This window comes from Microbacterium elymi (genome assembly GCF_021582895.2).
Classification (GTDB): domain Bacteria; phylum Actinomycetota; class Actinomycetes; order Actinomycetales; family Microbacteriaceae; genus Microbacterium; species Microbacterium humicola.
Map to the genome: position 1 here is coordinate 847,985 of NZ_CP091139.2, position 24,373 is coordinate 872,357.

The window sequence follows — 24,373 nt, forward strand, 5'->3', positions numbered from 1 at the left end:
GGGCGCAAGCCGGGTGCGGCCCGATCAGTGGAAGAAGTGGCGCTCGCCGGTGAAGTACATGGTGATCCCGCGCTCCTTGGCCAGATCGATCGTCTCCTGGTCGCGCACCGACCCGCCGGGCTGCACGATCGCGGTGACGCCGGCGTTGATGAGGGTCTCGGGACCGTCCGAGAACGGGAAGTACGCGTCGGATGCCGCGACCGAGCCGACCACGCGGTCGCCGGCGCGCTCGACGGCCAGCTTGCACGAATCGACCCGGTTCACCTGGCCCATGCCGATGCCCACGGTCGCCGAGTCCTTGGCCAAGACGATCGCGTTCGACTTGACCGCACGGCAGGACTTCCACGCGAAGATCAGGTTCTGCATCTCGGCGTCGGACGGGCGCTCGCCGGAGACCAGCTCCCACTTGTCGGCGACGGATTCGATGTCGTCCGGGAACCGGTCGGCGTCCTGCAGGCAGACCACCCGAGACCAGGCGCACGTCCATGCGCTCCTGGGTCCAGTCGGCGGGCAGCTGCAGTACGCGCAGGTTCTTCTTCAGCTTGAACAGCTCGAGGGCTTCGGGCTCGAAGCCGGGGGCCACGATCACCTCGGTGAAGATGTCGCGGAGGTTCTCGGCCATCTTCAGGGTGACGGTGCGGTTCGCCGCGATCACGCCGCCGAACGCCGACAGCGGGTCGCACTCGTGCGCCCGCAGATGCGCGCTGGCGATCGGGTCCAGCGCGTTGGGCGCGGTCACCGCGATGCCGCACGGGTTGGCGTGCTTGATGATGGCGACGGCCGGCAGCACCATGTCGAACGCAGCACGCAGGGCGGCATCGGCATCCACATAGTTGTTGTACGACATCGCCTTGCCCTGCAGCCCCGTGGCCTGGGCGATGCCGTGACCGCCGACGCGCGAGTAGATGGCCGCGCGCTGGTGGGCGTTCTCGCCGTACCGCAGCGGCTCGATCCGCTCGGCGCGGATGGTCAGGTGCTGGGGCAGGTCGACGCCTTCGGCGAGGGTCTCCTCCGAGAACCAGGTCGCCACGGCGCGGTCGTAGTTGGCGGTGTGCGCGAAGGCGCGGGCGGCCAGCTCCTTGCGCTGGCCGAGCGACGTGCCGCCGGCGCCGACGGCCTCGATGATGGCCGGGTACGACTCCGGCGAGACCACGATCGCGACGTTCGCGTAGTTCTTCGCCGAGGCGCGGACCATCGCCGGTCCGCCGATGTCGATCTGCTCGACCACGTCGTCGCTGGAGGCGCCGGAGCGCACGGTCTCCACGAACGGGTACAGATTGGCCACGACCAGCTCGAACGGCTGGATCCCCAGCTCGGCCAGCTCGTCCTCGTGGGCCTGCAGCCGCAGGTCGGCCAGCAGGCCTCCGTGCACGTTCGGGTGCAGTGTCTTGACCCGCCCGTCCAGCATCTCCGGCACGCCGGTCACGGCGGCGACATCGGTCACCGCGATCCCGGCGTCGCGGATCGTGGCCGCCGTCGACCCGGTCGAGACGATCTCGACCCCGGCACCGGCCAGCGCCTCGGCCAGCGGCACCAGGTCGGTCTTGTCGCTGACCGAGACCAGCGCCCGCCTGATCGGCACGACATCGCGCTGACGGTACAGGGAGGGATCGTGACGGGGGCCGGCCATAGGTGCTCCTGGTTCGTTGTCGGGATCGGGTCAGACGCTCTGCGCGGGGCGGGACGCGGCGAGATCCAGCTCGCCGGTGGCGATGCGTCGCACCACGTCGATGAGCAGGCGCCGCTCGACGGGTTTGATGCGCTCGTGCAGAGTGTGCTCGTCATCGCCGGTGAGGACGGGCACGCGCTCCTGCGCGAGCACCGGTCCGCTGTCGACTCCGTCGTCGACGACGATGACACTGGCTCCGGTCTGGGTGGCTCCGGCGGCGAGCGCATCCCGCACGCCGTGGGCCCCGGGGAACTCGGGGAGGTATGCGGGGTGCGTGTTCACGATGTGCGGGGCCCAGGCATCCACCACCGACGACGGCAAGGCCGCATCAGACCGCTGAGCACGACCAGGTCGGGCTCCAGGTGCGCAGCTGGGCGTCCAGCTCGGCCCCCCATTCCTCGCGGGTGGGGTAGGCCGAGTACGGGACGGTGAAGCTCGGGATGCCGAAGGCCTCGGCGTGATCGAGCCCGTCGGCCTGCCGGTCCGCGCCGACCACGACGATGCGGGCGGGGTACGCGGGGTCGTCGGCGGCCTCGAGCAGCGCACGCAGATTCGAGCCGGCGCCTGAGATGAGAACGGCGACCGTGAGCACGCGCCCAGTCTACCCACGGGCGCAAGCGGCGCCCGGCCCGTCCCGCCGGTCGCCAGGTCAGTCGCGGCCGAGGAAGCCCGGGTCGATGGGGGCGGTGTCGGTCTCGTCCTCGGATGAGGCGAGCAGACCCCGCTCGATCGGCACGGGCTCGATGGGGGCGGTGTCGTTCTCGTCCTCGAGCCGGTTCGGGTCCCGCGGGACGTCGCGGATCGCGGCATCCGCTGTCGGCGCAGGATCGGCGCGACGCGGCTCGAGCGCCGGTGCCACCTCCGGGTGCAGGGGGCGCTGGGGGGTCAGCAGGATGATCGCCGCCCCGACGAGCACCTCCAGCCCGAACGCCAGCGCGAACGGTCCCGGCTCCGGGCCGACCTCGGCCAGCCGGCCCGGTCCGATCGCCCCGGACGAGAGCCAGCCCAGCAGCGCCGCCCCGGCCCCGCTCAGCGCGGCGACCCCCACAGCAAGGCCGGCGCGCAGCCCGAGATCCGACCGGTGTGCGGGAGTGGCAAGCCGGGCGCGCAGCATCCATCCGGCCAGCGCGCCCGCCGCGATCGGCAGCAGGACCAGGGCGAGCAGCCAGGGCGAGGCCGACTCGGGGAGCGCGCCGAGCACCGGCAGCCCCGGGACCACGCCGAGCTGGGTGCCGGCCGGCGAGACGGCCGTCCCGGCGCCCACGGCGAACCCGGGGCCGGCCAGGAACGCTGCACCCAGAGCACGAGGGTGGGCAGATAGGCCAGCTGCGCGAGCGCGACCACGATCACGCCGATGGCGTCGAAGTTGCCGGCCTGGAACAGCGCGATCACCTCGTCGCCGCGGAAGATCAGACCGCCGACGACCGTCAGCGCGCCCAGGCCGATCATCGCGATGAGGGTGACCGCCGCTCCGCGCAGCATGAGCGCGGGCGCCTCGGGCCAGGATCCGGGCAGGTCCGTCAGCGCGTGGCGCAGCTGCGCGAGAAGGCCGGGCGCATCCCGCCAGGCCGTGCCGACGGCGCCGGCCAGCGACGGCAGCAGGTAGACGAGGGTCGGCAGGAGCACCGCCTGCCACAGCTGCGGTGCGGCGATCGGGGTGCGGGCGGTGAGCGCGATGACCGCGGATGCCGCGGCGAACACGACGCCGCTGGAGAGCACTCCCACCGCCCAGTGCCCGCTGCGACCGGCACGCGCCCCGGATCGGGCGGCGAACACCGCGGTGCTGCCGGCCAGGGCGAGCGGAGCAAGCGAGAGGGAGAACGAGGCGGCATCCTCCGGGATCCCGGCGACGGCGAGGTACTCGGTGGGCAGGTGCACGGCCAGCGGGACGAGGTGGCCGAGCTGCCAGATCGCGCCGGTCGCCGGCCACAGCGCCGACCAGTCCGGCGCACCGATCCCCACCACCCACAGCAGCGTCAGCGGAGCCAGCACGACGGCGATGCCGACGGCGGCCGCGATGACGGCGTCGAACGCGGCGAGGAAGACGATGAGCAGGCGTTGCATGGGCGCAGTCGACACTACCCAGGCCCGCGGCATCCGACCTCGCGGCCACGCCCGCGCGCGCGATTCGCGCGCGTTCCTGGATGGATGCTGTGAATCGGCGTGCGGGGCGCTAGGTTTTGTGGCGGAGGTCCCCCGACTATGAGCACAGCCCCTGCCACCGACACCGCCGCAGAGCACGACCGCGCCCCGAAGAACGGCTTCGACCGCTTCTTCGAGATCACCCGCCGCGGCTCGACGCTGGGCACCGAGATCCGTGGCGGCATCGTCACGTTCGTGACGATGGCCTACATCGTCATCCTGAACCCGATCATCCTCGGCGGCACGCAGGACGTGGCCGGCAACGCCCTGCAGAACCAGCAGGTCGCCGCCGTCACCGCGCTGACCGCCGGCGTGATGACGATCCTGTTCGGCCTCATCTCGCGGCTGCCGTTCTCGTTCGCCGCGGGGCTGGGGATCAACTCGTTCCTCGCGGTGAGCGTGGTCGGCCAGCTCACCTGGCCCGAGGCCATGGGGCTGGTGGTGATCAACGGCCTGATCATCGTCCTGCTGTCGGCCACCGGCCTGCGGCGCATGATCATGGATGCCGTCCCGATGGAGCTGAAGATCGGCATCACCGTCGGCATCGGCCTGTTCATCGCGTTCATCGGCATGGTCGACGGCGGATTCGTCACCGCGACCGGTCTGCCGTCACCGCCCGTCGGCCTCGGCAGCGGCGGTTCGATCGCGACCGTCCCGGCGCTGCTGTTCGTGTTCACCCTGCTGCTGGCGGGCATCCTGATGGCTCGCAAGATCAAGGCCGCGCTGCTGGTCGCGCTGGTCTCGGGCACCGTGGTCGCGATGATCGTCGAGGCGATCTGGCACCTGGGCGCCCGCGGCGAGTCGAACCCCGGTGGCTGGGGAATGTCGGTGCCGACGCTGCCGTCGCAGTGGCTGAGCCTGCCCGACCTGGGCCTGGTCGGCCAGGTCGACCTGGTCGGCAGTTGGGGCCGGATCGGCGCCATCGCCTGCATCATGCTCGTCTTCACCCTGGTCTTCACGAACTTCTTCGACGCGATGGGCACCATGACCGGCCTCGCCGAGGAGGCCGGCCTGTCCGACCAGAAGGGCAACTTCCCGCGGCTGAAGTCCGCCCTGATCGTCGAGGGCGTCGGCGCGGTCGTCGGCGGCGGGGCCTCGGCCTCGTCGAACACCGTGTTCGTCGAATCCGCCGCCGGCATCGGCGAGGGCGCGCGAACGGGGGTGGCCAACCTGGTGACGGGTGTGCTGTTCCTGCTCGCGATGTTCCTCACGCCGCTGACCTCGATCGTGCCCAGCGAGGTCGCCTCGGCCGCGCTGGTGATCGTCGGTGCACTGATGATGTCGCAGATCCGCCGGATCGAGCTGAAGGACATGTCGGTGCTGGTCCCGGTGTTCCTGACCGTGTCGGTGATGCCGCTGACCTACTCGATCGCCAACGGCATCGGCGCCGGGTTCATCGCCTGGGTCGTCATCCGGTCGCTCGCCGGCAAGGCGCGGCTGATCAGCCCGCTGCTGTGGATCGTCGCCGCCGGCTTCGTGATCTACTTCGCCCGCGGCCCGCTCGAGGCGGTCATCGGCGGCTGACGCGTGTCGGCGGTGCTCGACCCGCTCGAGCTCGGCCGCGGGGCGCCCACGACGGGCAGGCCACCGACCGGTTCGGCGTGACCTGGCTGATCGGCTACGAGGACTGAGCCGGCGCGTCGCCGCGGCGGCGCTCAGTCCGCGATCGGGTCGAGGACGAACAGGGCGATGAGCCGGTCGGTCTTCGTCTGGTATTCGGCGTAGTTCGGGAACGCCTCGACCGCGCGCGCCCACCACGTCTCGCGCTCGGCCCCGGCTGCCTCATGGGCGAGATAGTCGCGCTTCACGCCGAGGTCCTGCAGCTCGACGTGCGGGTGCTTTCGCATGTTCGACGCCCACTTCGGCTCGTCGGGCGACCCGCCCTTGGACGCGACGACGGCGTAGTGCCCCTCGTGCTCGACCCGCATCAGCGCGGTCTTGCGCAGCGCACCGGTCTTCGCGCCGACCGTGGTCAGGACGATGATCGGCTTGCCGCGCAGCTCGTTCGCCTCGGCACCGCCGCTCGCCTCGAACGTCTCGGCCTGCGTGCGCGCCCACGATGCGGTGCTCGGCTTGTACTCTCCGGTCAGTGGCATGTCCTCACGCTACCGCGCCGCCGTCAGCGCGAGATCACGCTCGTGCACGCCCTTTCCGGCTCCACGCGTGCACGAGCGTGATCTCGCGCAGGAGAAGAGGCCCGTCTGCGGACGCGACGAAGGGGCGGATGCTGCGGGCTGCGGCATCTCGCGCGCATCCGGGGCTTATCCCGCGCGCATCCGGCGCGCATCCGGGGCGGTCAGAGGACGAGGCGCTCCCCCGCCGTGGGCACGCGCAAGCCGATGCGTGAGGCCGGCGTACTCGAACTCGCGCACCAGCCGCTCGCGGGTCTCGCTGAAATGGTGCCAGCCCTCGGCGTGCACCGGCACGATCACCGCGTCGCCCAGCGCACGGGCGGCCTCGACCGCGGTGCGCGCGTTGAGCGTCAGGTCGTCGTCGCCGAACCGGCCGACGTTGGCCGCGCCCGCGAACAGCACCGCGATGTCGATGGGGCCGATGCGGTCGACGATCTGCTCGACCAGTTCGACGGCGGCATTGTCTCCCGAGACGTACACGGTCGGCTCGCCCGGTGCGCGCAGCAGGAATCCGGTGACCGCACCCGAGAGCCGTTCGGCGCCCACGGGGCCGTGTCGGGCGGGCAGCCCGGTGATCTCCACACCGTCGACGGCGTGGGTCTGCCACGGCGCCAGGCCGGTCACCCCGTCGAGCCGCCCAGCCGCATCGGCGGTGGACAGCACCGTGCCGACGCGGGCCAGGTAGCGGCGGCCCGCGATGTCGAGATTGTCGGGATGCTGGTCGTGCGAGAGCAGCACGACGTCGATCTCGCCGACCTGGTCGGGTCCGAGCGCCGGACCGGTGAGCTTGTGCAGCGACACTCCCCGCCCGGATACTCGCCAGGGGCGTCGAATGTGGGATCGGTCAGCAGCCGCACGCCGGCGAATTCGATGACGGCGGTGGGGCCGCCGACGAGCGTGAGCGCTGTGGGCAGTGTTGTCATGACCTCATCGTGCCGCAGCCGTACGGCCGAGGGGGCGGATGCCGCAGCATCCCGCACTGCGGGCCGCGGCATCCGCCCCCTCTGAGGCGTCAGTCGATCAGAGCGACGTGATGATCTCGCGCATCAGGTCGGCGGTCTCGGACGGCGTCTTGCCGACCTTGACCCCGGCGGCCTCGAGGGCCTCCTTCTTGGCCTGCGCGGTGCCCGCCGAGCCCGAGACGATGGCGCCGGCGTGGCCCATCGTCTTGCCCTCGGGGGCGGTGAAGCCGGCCACGTAGCCGACGACCGGCTTGGTGACGTGCGCCTTGATGTAGTCGGCCGCGCGCTCTTCGGCGTCGCCGCCGATCTCGCCGATCATGACGATCGCCTTGGTCTCGGGATCGGCCTCGAACGCCGCGAGGGCGTCGATGTGCGTCGTGCCGATCACCGGGTCGCCGCCGATGCCGATGGCGGTGGAGAAGCCCAGGTCGCGCAGCTCGAACATCATCTGGTAGGTCAGGGTGCCCGACTTCGAGACCAGGCCGATCGGGCCCTTGCCGGTGATGTTGGCCGGTGTGATCCCGACCAGCGCCTCGCCGGGCGTGATCACACCGGGGCAGTTCGGGCCGATGATGCGGGTCTTGTTGCCCTTGGACTGCGCGTACGCCCACGCCTCGGCGGTGTCGCCGACGGGGACGCCCTCGGTGATGACCACCAGCAGGGGGATGTCGGTGTCGATGGCCTCGATCATCGCGTCCTTCGTGAACGCGGGCGGGACGAACGCGATCGACACGTCCGCTCCCGTCTTCTCGATGGCCTCGGCGACCGTGCCGAACACGGGCAGCTCGACCGGGTTGCCGTCCTTGTCGGTGTGGGCGACCGTGGTGCCGGCCTTGCGCGCGTTCACGCCGCCGACGACCTGGGTGCCGGCCTTGAGCATCAGCGCCGTGTGCTTGGTGCCTTCGCCGCCGGTGATGCCCTGGACGATGACCTTGGAGTCCTTGTTGAGGTAGATCGACATCTTCTGTTCCTTTGTCTCGTCAGCGGGCTCAGGCGTTGGCCAGCTCGGCGGCCTTGTCGGCGCCCTCGTCCATGCTGGCGGCGAGCGTCACGAGCGGGTTGTTCGCGGCCGCGAGGATGGCACGGCCCTCCTCGACCTGGTTGCCGTCCAGTCGCACGACCAGCGGCTTGGTCGCGGTGGCGCCGAGGATCTCCAGCGCCTTGACGATGCCTTCGGCGACGGCCACGCACGAGGTGATGCCGCCGAACACGTTCACGAACACGCTCTTGACCTGCTGGTCGCCGAGGATGACGTCCAGTCCCGCGGCCATGACCGTGGCGGATGCCCCGCCCCCGATGTCGAGGAAGTTGGCCGGCTTCACGCCACCGTGCTTCTCGCCCGCGTAGGCCACGACATCCAGGGTCGACATGACCAGGCCCGCGCCGTTGCCGATGATGCCCACCTGGCCGTCGAGCTTGACGTAGTTCAGGTCGTTCGCCTTGGCCTTGGCCTCGAGCGGGTCGGCGGCGGACTTGTCCTCGAGCGCCTCGTGGTTCGGGTGGCGGAAGGCCGCGTTCTCGTCGAGCGACACCTTGCCGTCGAGGGCGATGATGTCGCCGGATTCGGTCTGGACCAGCGGGTTGACCTCGACCAGGGTCGCGTCCTCGCCCTTGTACACGTTGTACAGCTTGACGAACACGTCGGCGACCTTGGGCGCCAGTTCGGCGTCGAAGCCGGCCGCCTGCGCGATCTCGAGGGCCTTGGTCTGGTCGATGCCGGTGAGCGGGTCCACCTCGACGCGGGCGAGCGCCTCGGGCTTCTCGACGGCGAGCTGCTCGATCTCCATGCCGCCCTCGACGCTGGCCAGGGACAGGTAGGAGCGGTTGGCGCGATCCAGCAGCACGGAGAAGTAGAACTCCTTCGCGATGCGGGCGCCGCCGGCGACCATCACGCGCTTGACGGTGTGGCCCTTGATGTCCAGGCCGAGGATCGACTGTGCCGCCTCGTATGCCTCGTCGGGGGTCTTGGCGACCTTCACGCCGCCGGCCTTGCCGCGGCCGCCGACCTTGACCTGCGCCTTGACCACGACGACGCCGCCGAGTTGCAAGGCCGCGGCCTTCACTTCCTCGGGGGTGTCGGCGATGATGCCGGGGAGCACCGGCACTCCATACTGTTCGAACAGGTCTCGTGCCTGGTACTCGTAGAGATCCACTTACAATCCTTCGCTGGGACGAATGCGGGGTGGTGATGCGGTGTGGCGAGGCGAAAAACGTCTCGACGTCGAGATAAATCGACCGATCACACAGCCTACTACCCGAGCCTGAACGGCCTCGGTCCGCGGCATCCCACCCGCTACCCTCAGAGGATGAGTTCTTCCCCGCCCGTCTCTCGTGCGCACACGGCGGTGATGGCGGCCGCGCTGGACCTGTTCGACCGCCAGGGCTTCGAGGCGACGAGCGTGGAGCAGATCGCGAAGGCGGCCGGGGTCTCGCGGTCGACGTTCTTCCGTCAGTTCGGCGGCAAGGACGACGTCGTCTTCGCCGACCACGAGCTGCTTCTGCAGATGCTGCGCGACTATCTGGCCGAGCCGCACGCCAACCCGTGGGTGGCTGTGCGGGACGCCTCGCTCAAGGTGTTCCGGCACTTCGCCGCCGACCCCGAGCTCGCGCGACAGCGCTACGCGGTGGTGCGGCAGGTGCCGGCGCTGCGCGAGCGCGAGATCGTGACCGTGTTCCGCTACGAGCGCCTGTTCGACGAGTATCTGCGCGCGGCCCTGCCGGGGCTGGATCCGGTGGATGCCGTCGGCTTCGCCGCCCTGGTCACTGCGATCCACAACCATGTGCCTGCGCCGGCTGATCCGCGGTTCCAAGCGGGTGCCGGAATCGGTGCTGCGCGCGGCGCTGGACGAAGCGATGCGCCGGTTCGGGGTGCTGGACGAGGATGCCGCGGCCGGCCCCGATGATCTCGTGATCGCCGTCTTCCCCGCCGGATGCCGGCGGCCGAGGTCGCGCGGCGCCTGCAGGGGGAACTGCCGGGCGGGCGCGCGGGGTAGGGCTGGGATCGGGGCGGCGGTCGGGCTGTGGCGGTCGGGCTGTGGCGGTCCGGGGCTGTGGATAACTTCCACGGGATGTCGCGCCGAATCGCTACCGTGGGCTTGTGTCTTCTCGTCTCATCCGTGCCACGGTCACCGCAGTCGTCGCCGGCGTCTGCGCCGCGGGGCTGCTGACCGGGTGCGCACCCGAGCCGCACGAGACGCCGACCCCCACGCCGCGCTTCACCAGCGAGGCGCAGGCGTTCCAAGCCGCGGAGGAGACGTACCGGGCGTACGTCGACGCGACCAACAAGGTCGATCTCAGCGACCCCGCCACTTTTGAGGATGTCTTTCATCTGACCACAGGCCAACAAAACGCCGACGACAAGAAGGCATTAACGGCATACCACGCCGCGGGCGTCACGGAGAGTGGTGAGTCCCAAATTGAACTCATTCGAGCGACCTCAGCGGCCTCCGATTTGAGCAAGGTGGAACTCGCAATTTGTCTCGATGTCTCCGACGTCAAGGTTGTCGACTCGGCCGGAAAATCGCTCGTCGACCCCAACCGCGTCGACGTTCAGCGTCTCGCCGTCACTTTGAACGACACCGCTACGTCCGGCCGTAGCCTGCTTATCTCAGAAATCAAGGGCAGGGACGGTGGTCCGCGGTGTTAGCTTCGTGGGTTGCAGTATCCGTAACGCTGTCGATGTTGATAGGGGGCATCGCTGTTACGTCAGACGATCCGGGCCTACCTGACTTCGGCGGCTGGACTAGGACGACAGAGCCACGCACTGAGAACACCGGGTCCTCGATTGATATCGCTGCTTCGAAGACGGATCCCGGGACATCCAAGTCGAGCAATCACAATGGAGCTGACTCCCGGCACAACGCGTCGAACCGTGGCGCGCCTCCACCCCTGGTGACACGGGACCCCAACCCCGACATCCTGCCTGCGATCCCGGGAAGTCGAGTCCCCGTCGATTGCAAGACGCCTGGCATCGAATGCGAGGCCACGGCGACTCCATCCCCCACCAAGTCGCCGAAGACGCGCACCATCCCGGCGGTGACCCTCAACGATCTCGTCTCGTTCCGGCCAACTCCCCCGACGCTGACCAGCGAACCCGACCGCGTGGGGATCGCGGGACTTCCCCTGAACTTGGTCGCCACGACCAGCACGCAGACGCTCCACGGCGAACTCTTCGACTTCGCGGTCGCAGTCCGGTTCGTGCCGCACCATTTCGACTGGTCGTACGGCGATGGCGGCGGCTCGACCACCAGAACAGGCGGCACCACATGGGCGCACAATGGAGACGCCCAATTCACGCCCACCGGCACGAGCCACACGTACTCCGAGCGCGGCACCTACCGCGCGACCGTCACGGTGTCCTACGCACCCTCCGTCAACTTCGGCGACGGCAGATGGCGGCCCGTCGCGGGGTACGTCACGGCGACCAGCTCGGCCCAGAGCATCCGGATCCTCGAGGCGCACACCGCGCTCGTCGCGCACACCTGCACCGAGGACCCCTCCGGCCCCGGATGCTGATCCATCGGTTCCTCCCCAGCCGGGGATGAAGCGCGCAATCACGCGAGTTCTCCACCATTTCTCGTTGTTCGCTTCGAATGTCCGTGGTCGATGTCATTATTGAGTATGACCTTCTTGTCCGAGACGCGCGACCTGACGGACGCCTTGTCCGCGCATCCCGAACTCGACGTCGATCCGGCTCAGCTGCCGGCCGCCGTCGATGCGTTGGCAGACGATGAGGTCGTGCAGATCCTGAAGACGTCGGCGGCGCTCGCGACCTCGCTCGAGCGCGTTCGCGTCGTCGCCGCGGGGGTCGTGGCGCGCCGGTCATCGCGCGCGCAGGGCCAGAGCGGCCTGGCCGCCGTCGACGGCCACCGGTCACCGATCGATATGGTGCAGAAGATCTCGGGCTCGTCGCGCGCCGAGGCGCGCCGGCAGGTCAAGCTGGGCACCTCCCTGCTTGATGGCGATGATCAGGGCGAGCTCCCGTCTCCGCCGGACGCGAACGACCAACCCGCTGCGACTGACGTCGAAGCCGGACGTTCCGAGGGTCGGACGCGGTGGGATGAACCGCTTGCGCCGCGCCCTGTTGGCCGGTGTCATCACTGCCGCCCAACACGAGGCACTCCTCTGGGGCCTCGGCGAGCCTCCCCTTCCCCGCTCCGTGGCGGGGCATCCGGATGCGGAGTCCGCAGACACCGGCGACGAAGAAGCATCCCGCCTCGCCCACGAGGCGTGGCTGCTCGCGGCCGAACAACTCCTGCGGGAGTCGGCCGAGTACTCGGTCGAAGAGCTGCGACGCCGCGCCCGGCAGGTTCGCGACAGTCTGGACGAATCCGGAGCGCAAGAGCGCTTCGACCAGCGGTTCGACGCTCGATCCCTCCGCACCTGGCGCGACGCTGAAGGGCGCCACCAGGGACACATCGTCTTCGACGATGAGATGGGAGCATGGGTCGACTCGATCCTGGCTGCGGGACTCCGCCCCCGACGAGGCGGCCCGCGCTTCATGACCGACGAAGAGCGCGCGGCCTCACAAGACCTGATCGAGGATCCACGCACGAACGACCAGCTCGCCTACGATCTGCTCATGGGCGTCCTGCGGGCGGGGTCGCTCGCCTCGGCGGAAGACGTATTCGGCGCTCGCCAGCCGGGCGTCCGGCTCGTCGCCGTCAAGGATCTGATCGGCCCCCGCGATGCGTTCGGTCGGCTCACCACAGTCGCCCATCTCGAAGACGGCGGAGACGTCCTTCCCGGCTCAATGATCGATCGTGCGCTGTGCGACACCGGAACGGTGACGGTGACGGTCGATTCCTGCGGAAATCCGCTCGATGTGGGGCGGGAACAGCGGCTGTTCACGTCGAAGCAGCGCATCGCACTGGCCATCCGAGACGGAGGATGCCGATGGCGCGGCTGCACCGTCCCCGCTTCGTACTGTGAAGCGCATCACATCGACCACTGGTGTGATGACGGCGGCCGGACCGACGTCGATCGCGGGATCCTCCTGTGCAGATTCCATCATCTTCTCCTGCACAACCAGGGATGGCGCATCCGCCGAGATCACAACAGCGAATTCATGCTGCATCCACCGGCGGGCCGCTCCAATCCACCCGTCCCCCTGCCCAGCGGGTCGGCGATCCGATGGGCCTGGGATCCACCCCCGCCGCTCATGCGGAAACACTGGCGCGCCGCGTAGCGGACGACACGAGGGCAGGACAGCAGAGAGAAGCGCGCGGCGCCGAGGTGGTCACCGACTCGCCCTGCGGTTCTCTTGCAGGCATACCCTGCGCGCGACCGGGGCGGACGGGTGCTCTCACCGATATCGCCTGCACCGATATCACCCCTCGCAGATGTCGCCCTCACGGATGTCGCCCTCGCAGATGTCGCCCTCACGGATGTCACCCTCACGGATGTCACCCTCGCGACCGAACCTTCGGACCGGCATCATGGGTTCATGCCGTATGACATCCCTGCGCCGATGCTGGCGAAGTCCGTGCCCCGCATCCCCGAGTCCGACAGTGTCGCCGGCGGGCTGAGCTACGAGCCGAAGTGGGACGGATTCCGCGGCCTCGTGTCCTGTGACGGCGAGAACGTCGAGATCGGCAGCCGCGGAGCGAAGCCACTCACCCGGTATTTCCCCGAACTCGTCGAGGCATTCGCGAACCTCCTGCCAGAACCATGCCTGCTCGATGGCGAGATCGCGGTGCCGATGGGTGAGGCCGGCCACCGTCGGCTCGATTGGGAAGCGCTCAGCCAGCGCATCCATCCCGCCGCCTCACGCGTTGCGAAGCTCGCGGTCGAGACCCCGGCGATGTTCATCGCCTTCGACCTGCTCGCCCGCGGCGACCGTGATCTGCAGCCCGAGCCGTTCGAGGCGCGACGAAGCGAACTCGAGAGCCTCGTGGCGCAGCTGCCCGCATCCGATCCACCTCACCCGCACAACCCGAGATACAGAGACCGCGCGCCGCTGGCTCGACGAATTCGAGGGTGCCGGGCTCGACGGCGTGGTCGCAAAGCCGCTCGCCCAGCCGTACGCGCCGAACAAGCGCACGATGCTCAAGATCAAGCACGCCCGAACCGCCGACGTCGTCGCTCTCGGCTATCGGATCCACAAGTCGGGAATCGGCGTCGGCTCGCTGCTGCTGGGCCTCTACACGCCGGATGGAGCTCTGCACAACGTCGGCGCAGTGTCGGCATTCAGTGACATCCGTCGTGCAGAGCTCGTCGACGAGCTTGCCCCGCTGGTGGAACGGGATGCCGCGGGCGATGCCGTCACCGGAGCGACGGACAAGTCCCGATTCAGCGCCGGGAAGGACGTGAGATTCGTGCGGCTTGCGCCCGAGCGCGTGCTCGAGGTGCGGTACGACCAACTCGAGGGCTGGCGCTTCCGTCACACCGTGCAGTTCGAGCGCTGGCGTCCCGACCGCGACCCGCGGTCATGCACCTTCGAGCAGCTCGAGACGGTCGCCGCGTTCGATGTTGACAGCGTGCTCCAATAGCGGCGCTGCCGCATGCTGAACCCGGCATACCCGTGTCGGATGACGGCAATCTCGCCGAACCAGAGACAACTTCGGCGAACCGAGGACAACCTCGGCGGCGGCCGGGGTCAGGGGCGAGGGCGGGTGAACTCGACGAGGGGGATGTCGGCATCGCCGCCGGCGGCGGCATCCATCGCCCCCTTGAGGTGCTTCCACGCAAGCGGGTGCTCGCGCGTGTACCGGTCGAGCACCTCGGCCGACTCGGCGGCATCCAGGAACCGCACGTGCGCGGGCACGCGACGCGCATGACCGGTGCTCAGGAACGCGACGCCGTTCGCCTTGAGATTTCGATACCACTGCGATCGGCGGCCGAGCCCCGAAGCGACCACGATCCGCTGCGGCGTACGCTCCACGATCTCGACCACGACATACTTCGGCTCGTGCGAGACGCGCCCGAGGTGCTCGATCATCACCAGACGCCCGCCGAGCAGCCAGCCGAACCCGGCGCGGTACATCGGGATCGGCATCCGCATCAGTCGCGGGGTCTGCAGCGCCCCGCGATCAGGCGGTCGACGATGCTCGCATTCTCACTCATCGGTCTTCCTTGCGCGGCTCGGCTGCACCCGCGGCGGCTCGCCGGGCATCTTGGGGAACTCGGGCGGGAAGGGCAGCTCGCCGAGCCCGTCCGCGACGTCGCGCTCCCACCACTCCAGCAGGGTGTCGATGCGGCCCGGCTTCGCTGAGAACTCCGCCCAGGGGTCGCCGACCTCGGCCAGTCGCTGCGGGATCGACCGCACCGTGAACGACATCGGGTCGATGCCGGCCAGCTCGTCCCAGCTCACCGGGGTCGAGACGGTGGCGCCCGGCAGCGCGCGCGGACTGTACGCCCCGGCCATCGTGCGGTCGCGATTGGCCTGGTTGAAGTCGACGAAGATGCGCTGGCCGCGCTCCTCCTTCCACCAGTCCATCGTGACCTTGTCCGGCATCCGCCGGGCCAGCTCGCGGCCGGCCGCGATCACCGCATGCCGGACGTCGAGGAACTCGTGCGTCGGCTCGATCGGGCAGAACACGTGCAAGCCCGCGGCTCCCGCTGGTCTTGATCCAGGCATCCAGTCCCGCCTCGGCGAGCACGTCGCGCAGCGCCGGGGCGACGGCGACCGCATCGGCGAAGTCAGTGCCGGGCTGCGGGTCGAGGTCGATCCGCAGCTCGACCGGCTTGTCGGCGTCGGAGGCCAGCGACGCCCACGGATGGAACACGACGGTGTTCATCTGCGCCGCCCACACGGCGACCGCGATCTCGGTGAGGACGAGCTGAGGATGCCGTCGCCCGCTGTTGTACGTCACGGTGACGGCCTCGACGAAGTCGGGAGCCCCCTTCGGCGGATTCTTCGAGAAGAAGCTCTCGCCGTCGATGCCGCCGGGGAAACGCTCGAGTGAGACGGGTCGGTCGCCGTTGGCGGCCAGGAACGGGTCGGCGACGGCCAGGAAGTACTCGGCGAGTTCGCGTTTGGTGACGCCGACCTCGGGCCAGAGGACGCGGTCGGGGCTGGACAGCCCGATCTCACGGGCGCCGTGCGGTCCCGGGGCGGTCAGCGTGATCCGGTCGGAGGCCATGCCTCAGGCTAACGTGCGGCCGGTTCCCGCGTACAGGTGGCCGGGCGTGAGTCAGTCGTCTTCTTCGCCGGCGGAACCCTCATCGGCGATCTGCTCTTCGGCCTCGGGCTCGGGCAGCGCCATCACCGGGCCGAGATCGGCGCGGTCGATGCGGATCCAGGGACCTGCCGGGTCGACGACGACACCGGAGATGCCCTCGTCGGTGCGCAAGCGCCGAGCCGAGCTGGGCGGGTGAGAACGGCGTGGGGCGGTCATCCCGACCGAGCGCCACGACCTCCAGCGGATGCGAGAACACCGGAAGGATCCGCTCGCCGTCGTCGGTGCGCGACTCGGCGACGCCCCAGTCGTCCTCTTCCGAGGCGCGGTTGACCGCGATCCACAGCGGCACGGTGGCGAGGGCATCGGCGACGGCAGCGACGGTCTCGTCGGTGCGCTCCCCGGTCACCAGTCGCTTCAGCGTCAGGTTCGGGTCGACCTCGGCGAACATGCGCTCGATGAGCGCGCGCGGGAGCACCACCGACGCCGGTGCGGACGCGTGATCCAGGATGATTCCGGCGAAGTCGCCCTGCAGCGAGTACTGCAGCACGGCCGGGGCCGCCTGGCCCATCGCGGACGTCTCGGTGTCGCCGTCGGCGGTGACGGCGGCGGCGAGCGCCTCGCCACAGCTGTAGACCATGACGTACTGACCGTCATCGCGGGTGGCGACCGCCAGCGGGATCTCGGCGCCCGCCTTCATCAGCTCCTGGGCGTTGCCCTGCACGCGCAGGTACACGTTGCCCTGGAAGAGCTGGCGGGCCACATTGAGGATCTCGTGGCCCTCGGGGTCGGTGCCGAGTGCGGCCAGGGCCGCCCGGAGCACCACATTGTCCGGAAGCCCGGGGATCGTCTCGCTCGGCGGCGGCGCCTCGCCCGTCAGTGCGGGAGCGGCGGCCGGCCGCGCGGTGCTCTCCGTACCGAAGCCGCCGTACGATGTGGTCGAGATGCCGACCTGCGGCGCGCCCTCGGTGGATGCCGCATCCGACGGCGTCGCGGCGTCGTCGGTCGCGTCGGGGGCGGATGCCGCGGCTGCGCCCGTCGCGTCGGTCGCCGCGTCCGCACCCGGTGCTTCGTCCCTACCCGGTGCTTCGTCCCTACCCGGTGCTTCGTCAGCGTCTGACGCTTCGTCAGCATCCGACGTCTCGTCCGCGTCCGACGCCTCACCACCGTCCGACGCCTCGTCAGTACCCGACGTCTCGTCAGTACCCGACGTCTCGGCAGTACCCGACGTCTCGTCCGCGTCCGACGCCTCGTCCGCGTCCGACGCCTCGCCACCGTCCGACGCGTCGCCCGAGGCCGAGACCGCAAGCCGCAAGCCGCAAGCCGCAGTCGACGCCTCATCCGCCTCGGGGGCGGGTGCCGTCGCGCTGCCGTCGTCGGCCGCCGACGCGTCCTTCCCGGAGTCGGTCGTCTTCGGGCCGCGAGGAAGAGAGCCATTACGCCAGCCTAACCTGGGAGCGCGGGCGCTTCATGAACAGGCGCCCGCCGGGGCGCAGCATCCGGCCGCGCTCGATCATCCCAGCGCGGCGACACCCGCCACGATGACGCTCACTCCGGTGACGGCGAGCGAGACTGCCAGGACGGCCACGCCCGTCCACAGCAGCGCGATGGCTCGGCCCGGGCGCTTCGGGTCGGATCCGAGGACCGACAGGAAGAACCCGCCGGGCACAAGCAGCGCCGCGGCCAGCACGCCGACGCCCGCCCACTCCCAGCCGCCGGTCACCCCGGCGGCTGCCTGCAGGAGCAGGCAGACGATCCCGAGGATCACCAACACCCCGGCGTGGGCGTGGCCGGCGCGGAAGAAGGACTTCTGCAGGGCATTGAACTCCAGCCCGCGCGAGACGACCCGCAGCAGGAACACTCCCCCGGACTCGATGCCGATCACGGTGAGTACGGTCACGCCGACGACGATCGCGATGATCGGGTCCATCTCTCCTCCTTGGATAGTCACAGTATCTATTGTTGGATAGTAGTACTCTCTAGCCATCCGGTCAACGCATCGAGGGTGGAATGAAGATTTCCGAGCTGTCCGAGCGCAGCGGCGTCCCGGTCGCGACGCTGAAGTACTACATCCGCGAGGGGATGCTCCCCCGCGGCGCGGCGACCTCCCCGACCAGCGCCGAGTACGACGACGAGCATCTGGCGCGGCTGCGGGTCATCTCGGCGCTGGCGGGGGTCCGCGGCCTCCCGCTCAGCCGAGTGCGCGACATCCTCGCGCTCATCGACACTCCCCTGGCCGACCCCGTCGCGACCATGGGGCGGGCGGTGAGTGCGCTGCCTCCGTACGTCGACGAGCCGATCGCCGATGATCGGGCTCGCACCGCGATCGCCTGGGCGGGCCTCACCTACGATCCGGACTTCGCCGCGGTGGGCCAGCTGGAGACGGCGATCCGTGCCGTGGAGAATGCCGGCCTGCCCTGGGACGAGGCGACGCTGCACCGTTACGCGGACCCGATGCGGGATGTCGCGGCCGCCGAGGTCGCGCCGACGGCCCGGCAGACACCCGCCGAGGCGACCGCGTACGCCGTGCTGGGCACCGCCCTGTACGAACCCGTGATCCTCGCGCTGCGGCGGCTCGCGCACCAGCACCAGCTGGAGTTGCGGCCGACCGTCGACGAGCCGTAGAGCCGGATCAGCGCCCGATCAGACCTTCGCCTTCCGATATCCGGCGGCCCGTGCGGCGGTCTCAGTCCGGAAGCAGTCCTCCGGCTGGGTGGCGTTGTAGAAGCGCTGACCGGGCATGTGGTAGATCATGGACGAGGCGTTGCCCTTGATGGGCGCCCACGACGGACAGTTCCAGAGCGACGCCGGCGTGGTGCGGGACGGGTAGCCGATGACGCCGGTCGCGGCGGACGTCCGAGATACCGTCGTGTAGCCGGACTTCCTGCCGGTGACCCGCACCGAGATCTTCTTGCCGGCCTGCGCCGTGCCCAGCTTCAGCGTGGCTTTGGTCGCCCGTGAGATGGCACGTCCGTTGGCGTACCACTGATACGTGAACGCCGTCCCCGCCGTCCATGCACCGGGCTTCGCGGTGAGCACCCGGGTGACATATCGCGAGCCCGAGACGGTCGGGGTCACCGCCTTCGGCACGCGCAGCGTGGCCTTGGAGGTCTTGGCGACGCTCGCGTATCCCGACTTCCTGCCCGTCACCTTCACGGTGATCGCGGCGCCGATCCGCGAGCTCGTCACGGCGAGTGTGGATGCCGTCGCCCGCGAGATCGCGGTGCCGTTCGCGTACCACTGGTAGGAGAAGACGGTGCCGGTCGTCCAGGTTCCCGGCCGCGCCGTCAGCCTCGATCCCACGGCAGCTGTGCCCGAGATGCTCGGCGTCGCAACCTTGGGCGCCCTCGCCGTCGCGGCCGACGTCCTCACGACGGTGAGGTAGCCCGACTTCCGGCCGATGACCCTGACCGAGATCCGCTTGCCGAGCTGGGTGGAGGCGATGGCGTAGGTGCTGGCGGTGGCCCTCGAGATCGCCCGACCGTCGGCGTACCACTGGTACGAGAACGCGGTGCCGGCTGTCCAGGTGCCCGGCCTCGCCGTGATCCTCGACCCGACAGCCGTGGTGCCCGCGATCGTCGGCGCGGCGGTTCTCAGCGTCCCGAGCCGGACCGCGACGGTCGCCGCGGACGCCTTCGACGTGGTTGTGTAGCCGGCCAGCCGGCCGGTGACCCGAACGGCCACCCGCTTCGCATACTGCGCAAGCGGCGATCGTGAACGTGGACCTCGTGGCGCCGGCGATGACCTTGCCATCGGCGAGCCACTCGTACGACAGTGCGGCCCCCGACGTCCAGGTGCCCTGCTTCGCCGTGAGCGTGGATCCGACGGCGACCGTGCCCGACACCGTGGGCGTCGCCGCCGTGAGCGGTCGAGTCGTCACCGCGGCGGTGGATGCCGAGACCCGCGACACCGGACGGTAGCCGGCCAGGGTCCCGGTCACGGTCACCGAGATCCGCTTGCCGACCAGTCCGGCCGTCAGGCTCAGCCTCGAGGAGGTCTGCCCGGCGATGGCCACGCCATCCGCGGACCAGACGTAGGCGAGCACCGCACCGGCGGTCCAGGCGCCCGGACTGGCGGTGAGCGCGTCGCCGAACCGGGCGGTGCCGGTGATCGTCGGGACGGCGGAGCCGAGGTCGGGCCCGCACCCGGCGGTGTCCGGCGACAGCGTGACATCCCTGGTCGCCGATCCCGGGGCGGTCACCGTGATGAGGGCGGAGCGCTCGGGCGCAGCCGCCGCATCCGGTGTCTGCGGGCAGTACCCGGCAGCGGCGGCGGCCACGGCGTAGTCGCCGGCGTGCAGGCCGCCGACCGCGTACTGCGCGCCCGGCCGTTCGATCGCCGCGGGGAGCGGCGTCCAGTTGCCGTCGATCTTCCGGTACAGCGTCAGGGTCGCCGATGCGGGCTTGCGCGATGCCGGTGATCGAGCCGGCCGGCTCCAGGAAGATGTCGACGCCCGCCGAGATGGCACCGGCCGAGACCGTCACCGGCGTGGCGGATGCGACATCCGTCACGTCGCCGTAGAACTCGTCGAAGTGCGGACGAAGCGCCGGGTAGCAGTCGCACCCCCACCGCGTCTGGATCGTGTAGTCCCCGACCGGGAGGCCGGTGATCTCGAACGCGCCGTCCGCACCGATCGGCTCGGTCGACATGCGGGCCTCGGGACCGTACGGGTCATCGGCCGCCCCGACCGGAATCGCGAAGACCCAGGTCGACCCGGTCTCGCCGGCGAGCGAGCCGCCGCCGTCGAGCTCGCACGTGACCGGTGATCGACCCCGACTCGTCGGCGAATGCCGCCGTCGGCACCAGTGCCAGCATCGACGCGATCAGCGCCGCGGTCAGCGTCGCGACGAGAGCGCGCGCGCGAACAGAACTCCCCATGATTCCCCGATCCCCCACGCCAGAACGGCGCCCCCGTGGTCAGGCCCCTCCCTGACGCTTGCGCTCATTCAATCAGATCGCTGACATGGGATGCAACGGATCCGCACAGTCGGTTCAGAGCTTTTCGATCGGGGCGATCTTGATCAGGAGCTTCTTGGCGCCCGCGGTCTCGAACCGCACGTGCGCCACTCGCTTCGCGCCCTCACCGGTCACGGCATCCACGATCCCCTCGCCGAAGTCTTCGTGTCGGATGCGGTCGCCCGAGGCGAGCTCCATGGCGCCGTTGTCACGCACCCGCGCCGGGATGCGATTGGGGAACTTCTCCATCGCCGTGGACTTCGGCTTCAGCGCCGGCGGGTCGTCGGTGCGGCGCTGTCCCCAGGGCCGACGGGCGTTCAGCGCCCGGGACTGCGTGCCGCCGCGCGAGTTGACATCGCCCGGGGACTGGCGCCAGTCGACGAGCTCGGCCGGCACCTCCTGCAGGAAGCGACTCGGCATCGCGACCGAGATCTCGCCGAACTGCGCCCGGGTCATCGCCAGCGTGAGATAGAGCCGCTGGCGCGCGCGGGTCACGCCCACATAGAACAGCCGCCGCTCCTCGGCGGGACCGCCCGGCTCGCCGGCCGAGATGCGGTGCGGGATGAGGTCCTCTTCCACGCCGGTGATGAAGACGGCGTCGTACTCCAGCCCCTTGGCGGTGTGCAGCGTCATCAGCGACACGGTGCCCGACGCGTCGTCCAGGTCGTCGGCATCCGAGACCAGCGCCACCTCGGTGAGGAAGTCCAGCAGCGTTCCGTCCGGGTTGTTGCGGGCGAACTCCCGCGCCACGGCGACGAACTCGTCGAGGTTCTCCAGCCGGGCCTCGTCCTGCGGATCGCGGCTGACACGCAGCGCCTCGCGGTAGCCGCCCTTCTCCAGGCAGCGCCAGGCCGTCGGCGACGGCCGACGGCGGGGCGACCTCGCCCGAGGCGGGCAGCATGAGCTCGGATGCCTCGGCCAGCACCGCGTCCAGCCGCGAGATCGCCGCCTGCAGCTTCGGCCCGAGGCCGAGCGCGGACGCGTTGGCCAGCGCATCCCGGAACGTGATCTGCTCGTCGGCGGCGTAGCGCGCGATCGCCTGGACCGTGACGTCGCCGATGCCGCGTCGCGGCTTGTTGATGATCCGGCGCAGCGCCATCTCGTCGGCGGGATTGGCGACCACGGTCAGATACGCCAGCGCATCCTTGATCTCGGCGCGCTCGTAGAAGCGGGTGCCGCCCATGATCTTGTATGGGATCGCGGCGCGGATGAAGATCTCCTCCAGCGCTCGGGACTGCGAGTTGGTGCGGTAGAACACCGCCACCTGCGCGTAGTCCATGCCGCCCCGGTGGAGTGCGTCGATCTCGTCCGCGACGAACTGCGCCTCATCGTGCTCGAGTAGCCGGTGAAGCCGACGATCTTCTCACCCTCGCCGACGTCCGTCCACAGTCGCTTGTCCTTGCGGTCGAAGTTGTGGCTGATCACGGCGTTGGCCGCGCTCAGGATGTTCTGCGTCGACCGATAGTTCTGCTCGAGGAGCACCACCTTCGCGCCGGGGAAGTCGCGTTCGAACTCGGTGATGTTGCGGATGTCGGCGCCGCGGAACGCGTAGATCGACTGATCGGAGTCACCGACCACCGTCAGCGAGGCCGCCTCGACCTCGGGGGCGTGCTCGGGCTCGAAGATCATCATGCCGCCGGAGGCATACGGCTCGGCGGCCGTGCCCACGATCGGTTTCGTGAACTCGCGGATCAGCGCGTACTGGGCGTGGTTCGTGTCCTGGTACTCGTCGACCAGGATGTGCCGGAACCGGCGCCGGTACACGTCGGCGACATGCGGGAATGCCCGGAACAGGTAGACGGTCTGCGCGATGAGGTCATCGAAGTCGAACGCGTTGGCCTTCTGCAGCGCCCGCTGATAGTCGCCGAACACGTCGACGAACTTCCGCTCGGCCGGATCGGACAGGTTCGCCTGCCGGGCATACGCCTCTGCGTCGGTGAGCTCGTTCTTCAGCTTGGAGATGCGGCTCTGCACCGCACCCGGCGTGAGGCCGAAGGCATCCGCCTCGTGCTCCTTCACCAGGCGCTTGACCAGCGCTCGCGAGTCGCCCGAGTCGTAGATCGTGAACGAGGTGGTGAAGCCGAACTGCGCGGCCTCGCGCCGCAGGATGCGCACACAGGCGGAGTGGAAGGTCGAGATCCACATGCCCTGCGACTGCTGGCCCACCAGCTGGCTGACGCGCTCGCGCATCTCGCCGGCGGCCTTGTTCGTGAATGTGATGGCCAGGATCTGGCTGGGCCAGGCCTCGCGGTTGCGCAGGCGAGGCGATGCGGTGGGTGAGGACGCGGGTCTTGCCGGATCCGGCGCCGGCGACGATCAGCAGCGCGGACCCCCGGTAGACGACGGCTTCGCGCTCGCGGGTTCAGCCCCTCGAGCAGGTCGTCGTCGGGGCGGCCGCCCGGGCGGGGACCGGAGTCTCCGCCGATGATGAGGGGCGAGGATGCGTCGGTCATGGCTCTACGAGTTTAGGCGCGCACGCCGACACCCGCGTCGCCCCGGCTCACCGGCCCAGCGCCGCCTCCTGGCCGAACCGCGCGAGCTTGTCGGGGTTGGCCACCGAGTAGATCTCGGCGATCCGTCCCCGCTCGACCCGGATCGTGACCACGCCGGCCAGCTGCCCGTCCAGCTCCATCCGGATGCCGGGCTCGCCGTTGACCCAGGTCGCCGTGGCCACGAGCGTGCCCTCGACCTTCGACATCCCGCCCACGAGGTAGCGCGCGAGCCGATCCGCCCCGACGATCGGGCGCCGCGCGGCCCCGCGCACCTTGCCGCCGCCGTCGGCGACCGAGACCACGTCCGGCGCGAGGATGTCCATCAGCCCCTGGATGTCGCCGGTGTTCAGCGCGGTCACCAGCCGCTGCACGGCGTGCTCGTGCTCGGAGCGCTCGACCTGCATCCGCGGACGCCGCGCCGAGACGTGGTCCTTGGCGCGGTGCGCGATCTGCCGCACCGCGGCCGGCGTCTTGCCCACGGCATCCGCGATCTCGTCGTACGGCACGTCGAACACCTCACGGAGCACGAACACGGCGCGCTCGGCCGGTCCGAGGGTCTCGAGCACGGTGAGCATCGCGATCGACAGGCTCTCGGCCAGCTCCACATCGTCGGCGACGTCCGGGCGGGTCAGCAGCGGCTCGGCAGCCACTCGCCGACGTACTCCTCGCGGCGCCGTGCGGTGGTGCGCAGCTGATTCAGCGCCTGCCGCGTGACGATCCGCACGAGGTACGCGCGCGGATCGTGGACGCGCGCGGCATCCACCGACGCCCAGCGCAGCCAGGACTCCTGCAGCACGTCCTCCGCGTCGGCGGCCGATCCCAGCAGCTCGTACGCGACGGTGAACAGCAGGTTGCGGTGCGTGATGAACGGGTCCTCGGCATCTCGCGCGACACCAGCCAT

The 24,373-nt window shown here is 70.0% G+C and carries 19 protein-coding genes and 6 pseudogenes; 9 read left to right on the forward strand and 16 right to left on the reverse strand.

Annotation, left to right across the window (positions count from 1 at the left end):
* Positions 1-24: 24 nt before the first annotated feature.
* From purH to L2X98_RS20070, 3 pseudogenes are all read right to left on the reverse strand, one after another.
* A pseudogene (gene purH, locus L2X98_RS04590) lies at positions 25-1,630 on the reverse strand (bifunctional phosphoribosylaminoimidazolecarboxamide formyltransferase/IMP cyclohydrolase).
* Positions 1,631-1,660: 30 nt separating this feature from the next.
* Positions 1,661-2,261, reverse strand: a pseudogene (gene purN / locus L2X98_RS04595) (phosphoribosylglycinamide formyltransferase).
* Between the two features lie 57 nt (positions 2,262-2,318).
* Positions 2,319-3,766 (reverse strand): annotated as a pseudogene (locus L2X98_RS20070) (cell division protein PerM).
* Positions 3,767-3,871: 105 nt separating this feature from the next.
* Between L2X98_RS20070 and L2X98_RS04610 the strand changes: the two are divergent.
* Complete coding sequence (locus L2X98_RS04610) at positions 3,872-5,335, forward strand: NCS2 family permease (protein ID WP_259612468.1); 1,464 nt, start codon at positions 3,872-3,874, stop codon at positions 5,333-5,335.
* 131 nt (positions 5,336-5,466) lie between these two features.
* Here the strand turns inward: L2X98_RS04610 and L2X98_RS04615 are convergent, their stop codons facing one another.
* From L2X98_RS04615 to sucC, 4 genes are all read right to left on the reverse strand, one after another.
* Positions 5,467-5,907 carry a nitroreductase family deazaflavin-dependent oxidoreductase gene (locus L2X98_RS04615; RefSeq protein ID WP_259612469.1) on the reverse strand — a complete coding sequence of 147 codons (441 nt, stop codon included), beginning with the start codon at positions 5,905-5,907 and terminating at the stop codon, positions 5,467-5,469.
* Between the two features lie 165 nt (positions 5,908-6,072).
* Positions 6,073-6,744: an MBL fold metallo-hydrolase gene (locus tag L2X98_RS04620; protein ID WP_259612470.1), complete on the reverse strand. Its 672-nt coding sequence runs from the start codon at positions 6,742-6,744 to the stop codon at positions 6,073-6,075.
* A 219-nt stretch (positions 6,745-6,963) separates the two neighbouring features.
* Positions 6,964-7,866: a succinate--CoA ligase subunit alpha gene (gene sucD / locus L2X98_RS04625; RefSeq protein WP_259612471.1), complete on the reverse strand. Its 903-nt coding sequence runs from the start codon at positions 7,864-7,866 to the stop codon at positions 6,964-6,966.
* A gap of 28 nt (positions 7,867-7,894) precedes the next feature.
* Positions 7,895-9,058 carry an ADP-forming succinate--CoA ligase subunit beta gene (sucC, locus tag L2X98_RS04630; RefSeq protein ID WP_259612472.1) on the reverse strand — a complete coding sequence of 388 codons (1,164 nt, stop codon included), beginning with the start codon at positions 9,056-9,058 and terminating at the stop codon, positions 7,895-7,897.
* Positions 9,059-9,211: 153 nt separating this feature from the next.
* Here sucC and L2X98_RS04635 point away from each other — a divergent pair, with 153 nt between their 5' ends.
* The 5 genes and pseudogenes from L2X98_RS04635 to L2X98_RS04655 all read left to right on the forward strand — a co-directional run bounded on the left by L2X98_RS04635 (position 9,212) and on the right by L2X98_RS04655 (position 14,395).
* Positions 9,212-9,808, forward strand: coding sequence for a TetR/AcrR family transcriptional regulator (locus L2X98_RS04635; protein WP_259612473.1), 597 nt, complete (start codon positions 9,212-9,214; stop codon positions 9,806-9,808).
* A gap of 194 nt (positions 9,809-10,002) precedes the next feature.
* Entirely contained in the window at positions 10,003-10,551 is a 549-nt protein-coding gene (locus tag L2X98_RS04640) for a hypothetical protein (protein WP_259612474.1), read from the forward strand.
* A 389-nt stretch (positions 10,552-10,940) separates the two neighbouring features.
* Positions 10,941-11,420: a hypothetical protein gene (locus L2X98_RS04645; protein ID WP_259612475.1), complete on the forward strand. Its 480-nt coding sequence runs from the start codon at positions 10,941-10,943 to the stop codon at positions 11,418-11,420.
* Between the two features lie 553 nt (positions 11,421-11,973).
* Entirely contained in the window at positions 11,974-13,092 is a 1,119-nt protein-coding gene (locus L2X98_RS04650) for an HNH endonuclease signature motif containing protein (RefSeq protein ID WP_259612476.1), read from the forward strand.
* 258 nt (positions 13,093-13,350) lie between these two features.
* A pseudogene (locus L2X98_RS04655) lies at positions 13,351-14,395 on the forward strand (ATP-dependent DNA ligase).
* Positions 14,396-14,502: 107 nt separating this feature from the next.
* On the opposite strand, the gene L2X98_RS04660 reads toward L2X98_RS04655, so the two are convergent.
* From L2X98_RS04660 to L2X98_RS04675, 4 genes and pseudogenes are all read right to left on the reverse strand, one after another.
* The gene (locus tag L2X98_RS04660; protein ID WP_259612477.1) at positions 14,503-14,907 is read right to left on the reverse strand and encodes a nitroreductase family deazaflavin-dependent oxidoreductase; all 405 of its coding nucleotides are present in this window, start codon (positions 14,905-14,907) and stop codon (positions 14,503-14,505) included.
* 54 nt (positions 14,908-14,961) lie between these two features.
* Positions 14,962-15,988 (reverse strand): annotated as a pseudogene (gene ligD / locus L2X98_RS04665) (non-homologous end-joining DNA ligase).
* A 79-nt stretch (positions 15,989-16,067) separates the two neighbouring features.
* Positions 16,068-17,339, reverse strand: a complete 1,272-nt coding sequence (locus L2X98_RS04670) for an SseB family protein (protein WP_259612478.1) — start codon at positions 17,337-17,339, stop codon at positions 16,068-16,070.
* A gap of 198 nt (positions 17,340-17,537) precedes the next feature.
* Positions 17,538-17,954: a hypothetical protein gene (locus L2X98_RS04675; protein WP_259612479.1), complete on the reverse strand. Its 417-nt coding sequence runs from the start codon at positions 17,952-17,954 to the stop codon at positions 17,538-17,540.
* An 80-nt stretch (positions 17,955-18,034) separates the two neighbouring features.
* Here L2X98_RS04675 and L2X98_RS04680 point away from each other — a divergent pair, with 80 nt between their 5' ends.
* Positions 18,035-18,649 (forward strand): MerR family transcriptional regulator, encoded by a 615-nt coding sequence (locus L2X98_RS04680; RefSeq protein ID WP_259612480.1) that lies wholly within the window; start codon positions 18,035-18,037, stop codon positions 18,647-18,649.
* An 18-nt stretch (positions 18,650-18,667) separates the two neighbouring features.
* On the opposite strand, the gene L2X98_RS04685 is transcribed toward L2X98_RS04680, so the two are convergent.
* Positions 18,668-19,708 (reverse strand): sunset domain-containing protein, encoded by a 1,041-nt coding sequence (locus L2X98_RS04685; RefSeq protein ID WP_259612481.1) that lies wholly within the window; start codon positions 19,706-19,708, stop codon positions 18,668-18,670.
* 29 nt (positions 19,709-19,737) lie between these two features.
* Between L2X98_RS04685 and L2X98_RS04690 the strand changes: the two genes are divergently transcribed.
* Both L2X98_RS04690 and L2X98_RS04695 read left to right on the forward strand, forming a co-directional pair.
* Positions 19,738-19,944, forward strand: coding sequence for a hypothetical protein (locus tag L2X98_RS04690; RefSeq protein ID WP_259612482.1), 207 nt, complete (start codon positions 19,738-19,740; stop codon positions 19,942-19,944).
* Between the two features lie 156 nt (positions 19,945-20,100).
* Entirely contained in the window at positions 20,101-20,310 is a 210-nt protein-coding gene (locus L2X98_RS04695; protein ID WP_259612483.1) for a hypothetical protein, read from the forward strand.
* Positions 20,311-20,695: 385 nt separating this feature from the next.
* On the opposite strand, the gene L2X98_RS04700 is transcribed toward L2X98_RS04695, so the two are convergent.
* The 4 genes and pseudogenes from L2X98_RS04700 to L2X98_RS20075 all read right to left on the reverse strand — a co-directional run bounded on the left by L2X98_RS04700 (position 20,696) and on the right by L2X98_RS20075 (position 24,373).
* A complete protein-coding gene (locus tag L2X98_RS04700) occupies positions 20,696-20,902 on the reverse strand; it encodes a hypothetical protein (protein WP_259612484.1) in 207 nt (68 codons plus the stop codon).
* Positions 20,903-21,016: 114 nt separating this feature from the next.
* Positions 21,017-23,433: pseudogene (locus L2X98_RS04705) on the reverse strand (ATP-dependent helicase).
* Between the two features lie 47 nt (positions 23,434-23,480).
* Positions 23,481-24,122: a sigma factor-like helix-turn-helix DNA-binding protein gene (locus tag L2X98_RS04710; protein ID WP_354002924.1), complete on the reverse strand. Its 642-nt coding sequence runs from the start codon at positions 24,120-24,122 to the stop codon at positions 23,481-23,483.
* On the reverse strand, positions 24,101-24,373 hold the full coding sequence (locus L2X98_RS20075) for a sigma factor (protein WP_354002925.1): 273 nt from the start codon (positions 24,371-24,373) through the stop codon (positions 24,101-24,103). Before L2X98_RS20075 ends, L2X98_RS04710 begins: the two co-directional genes overlap by 22 nt.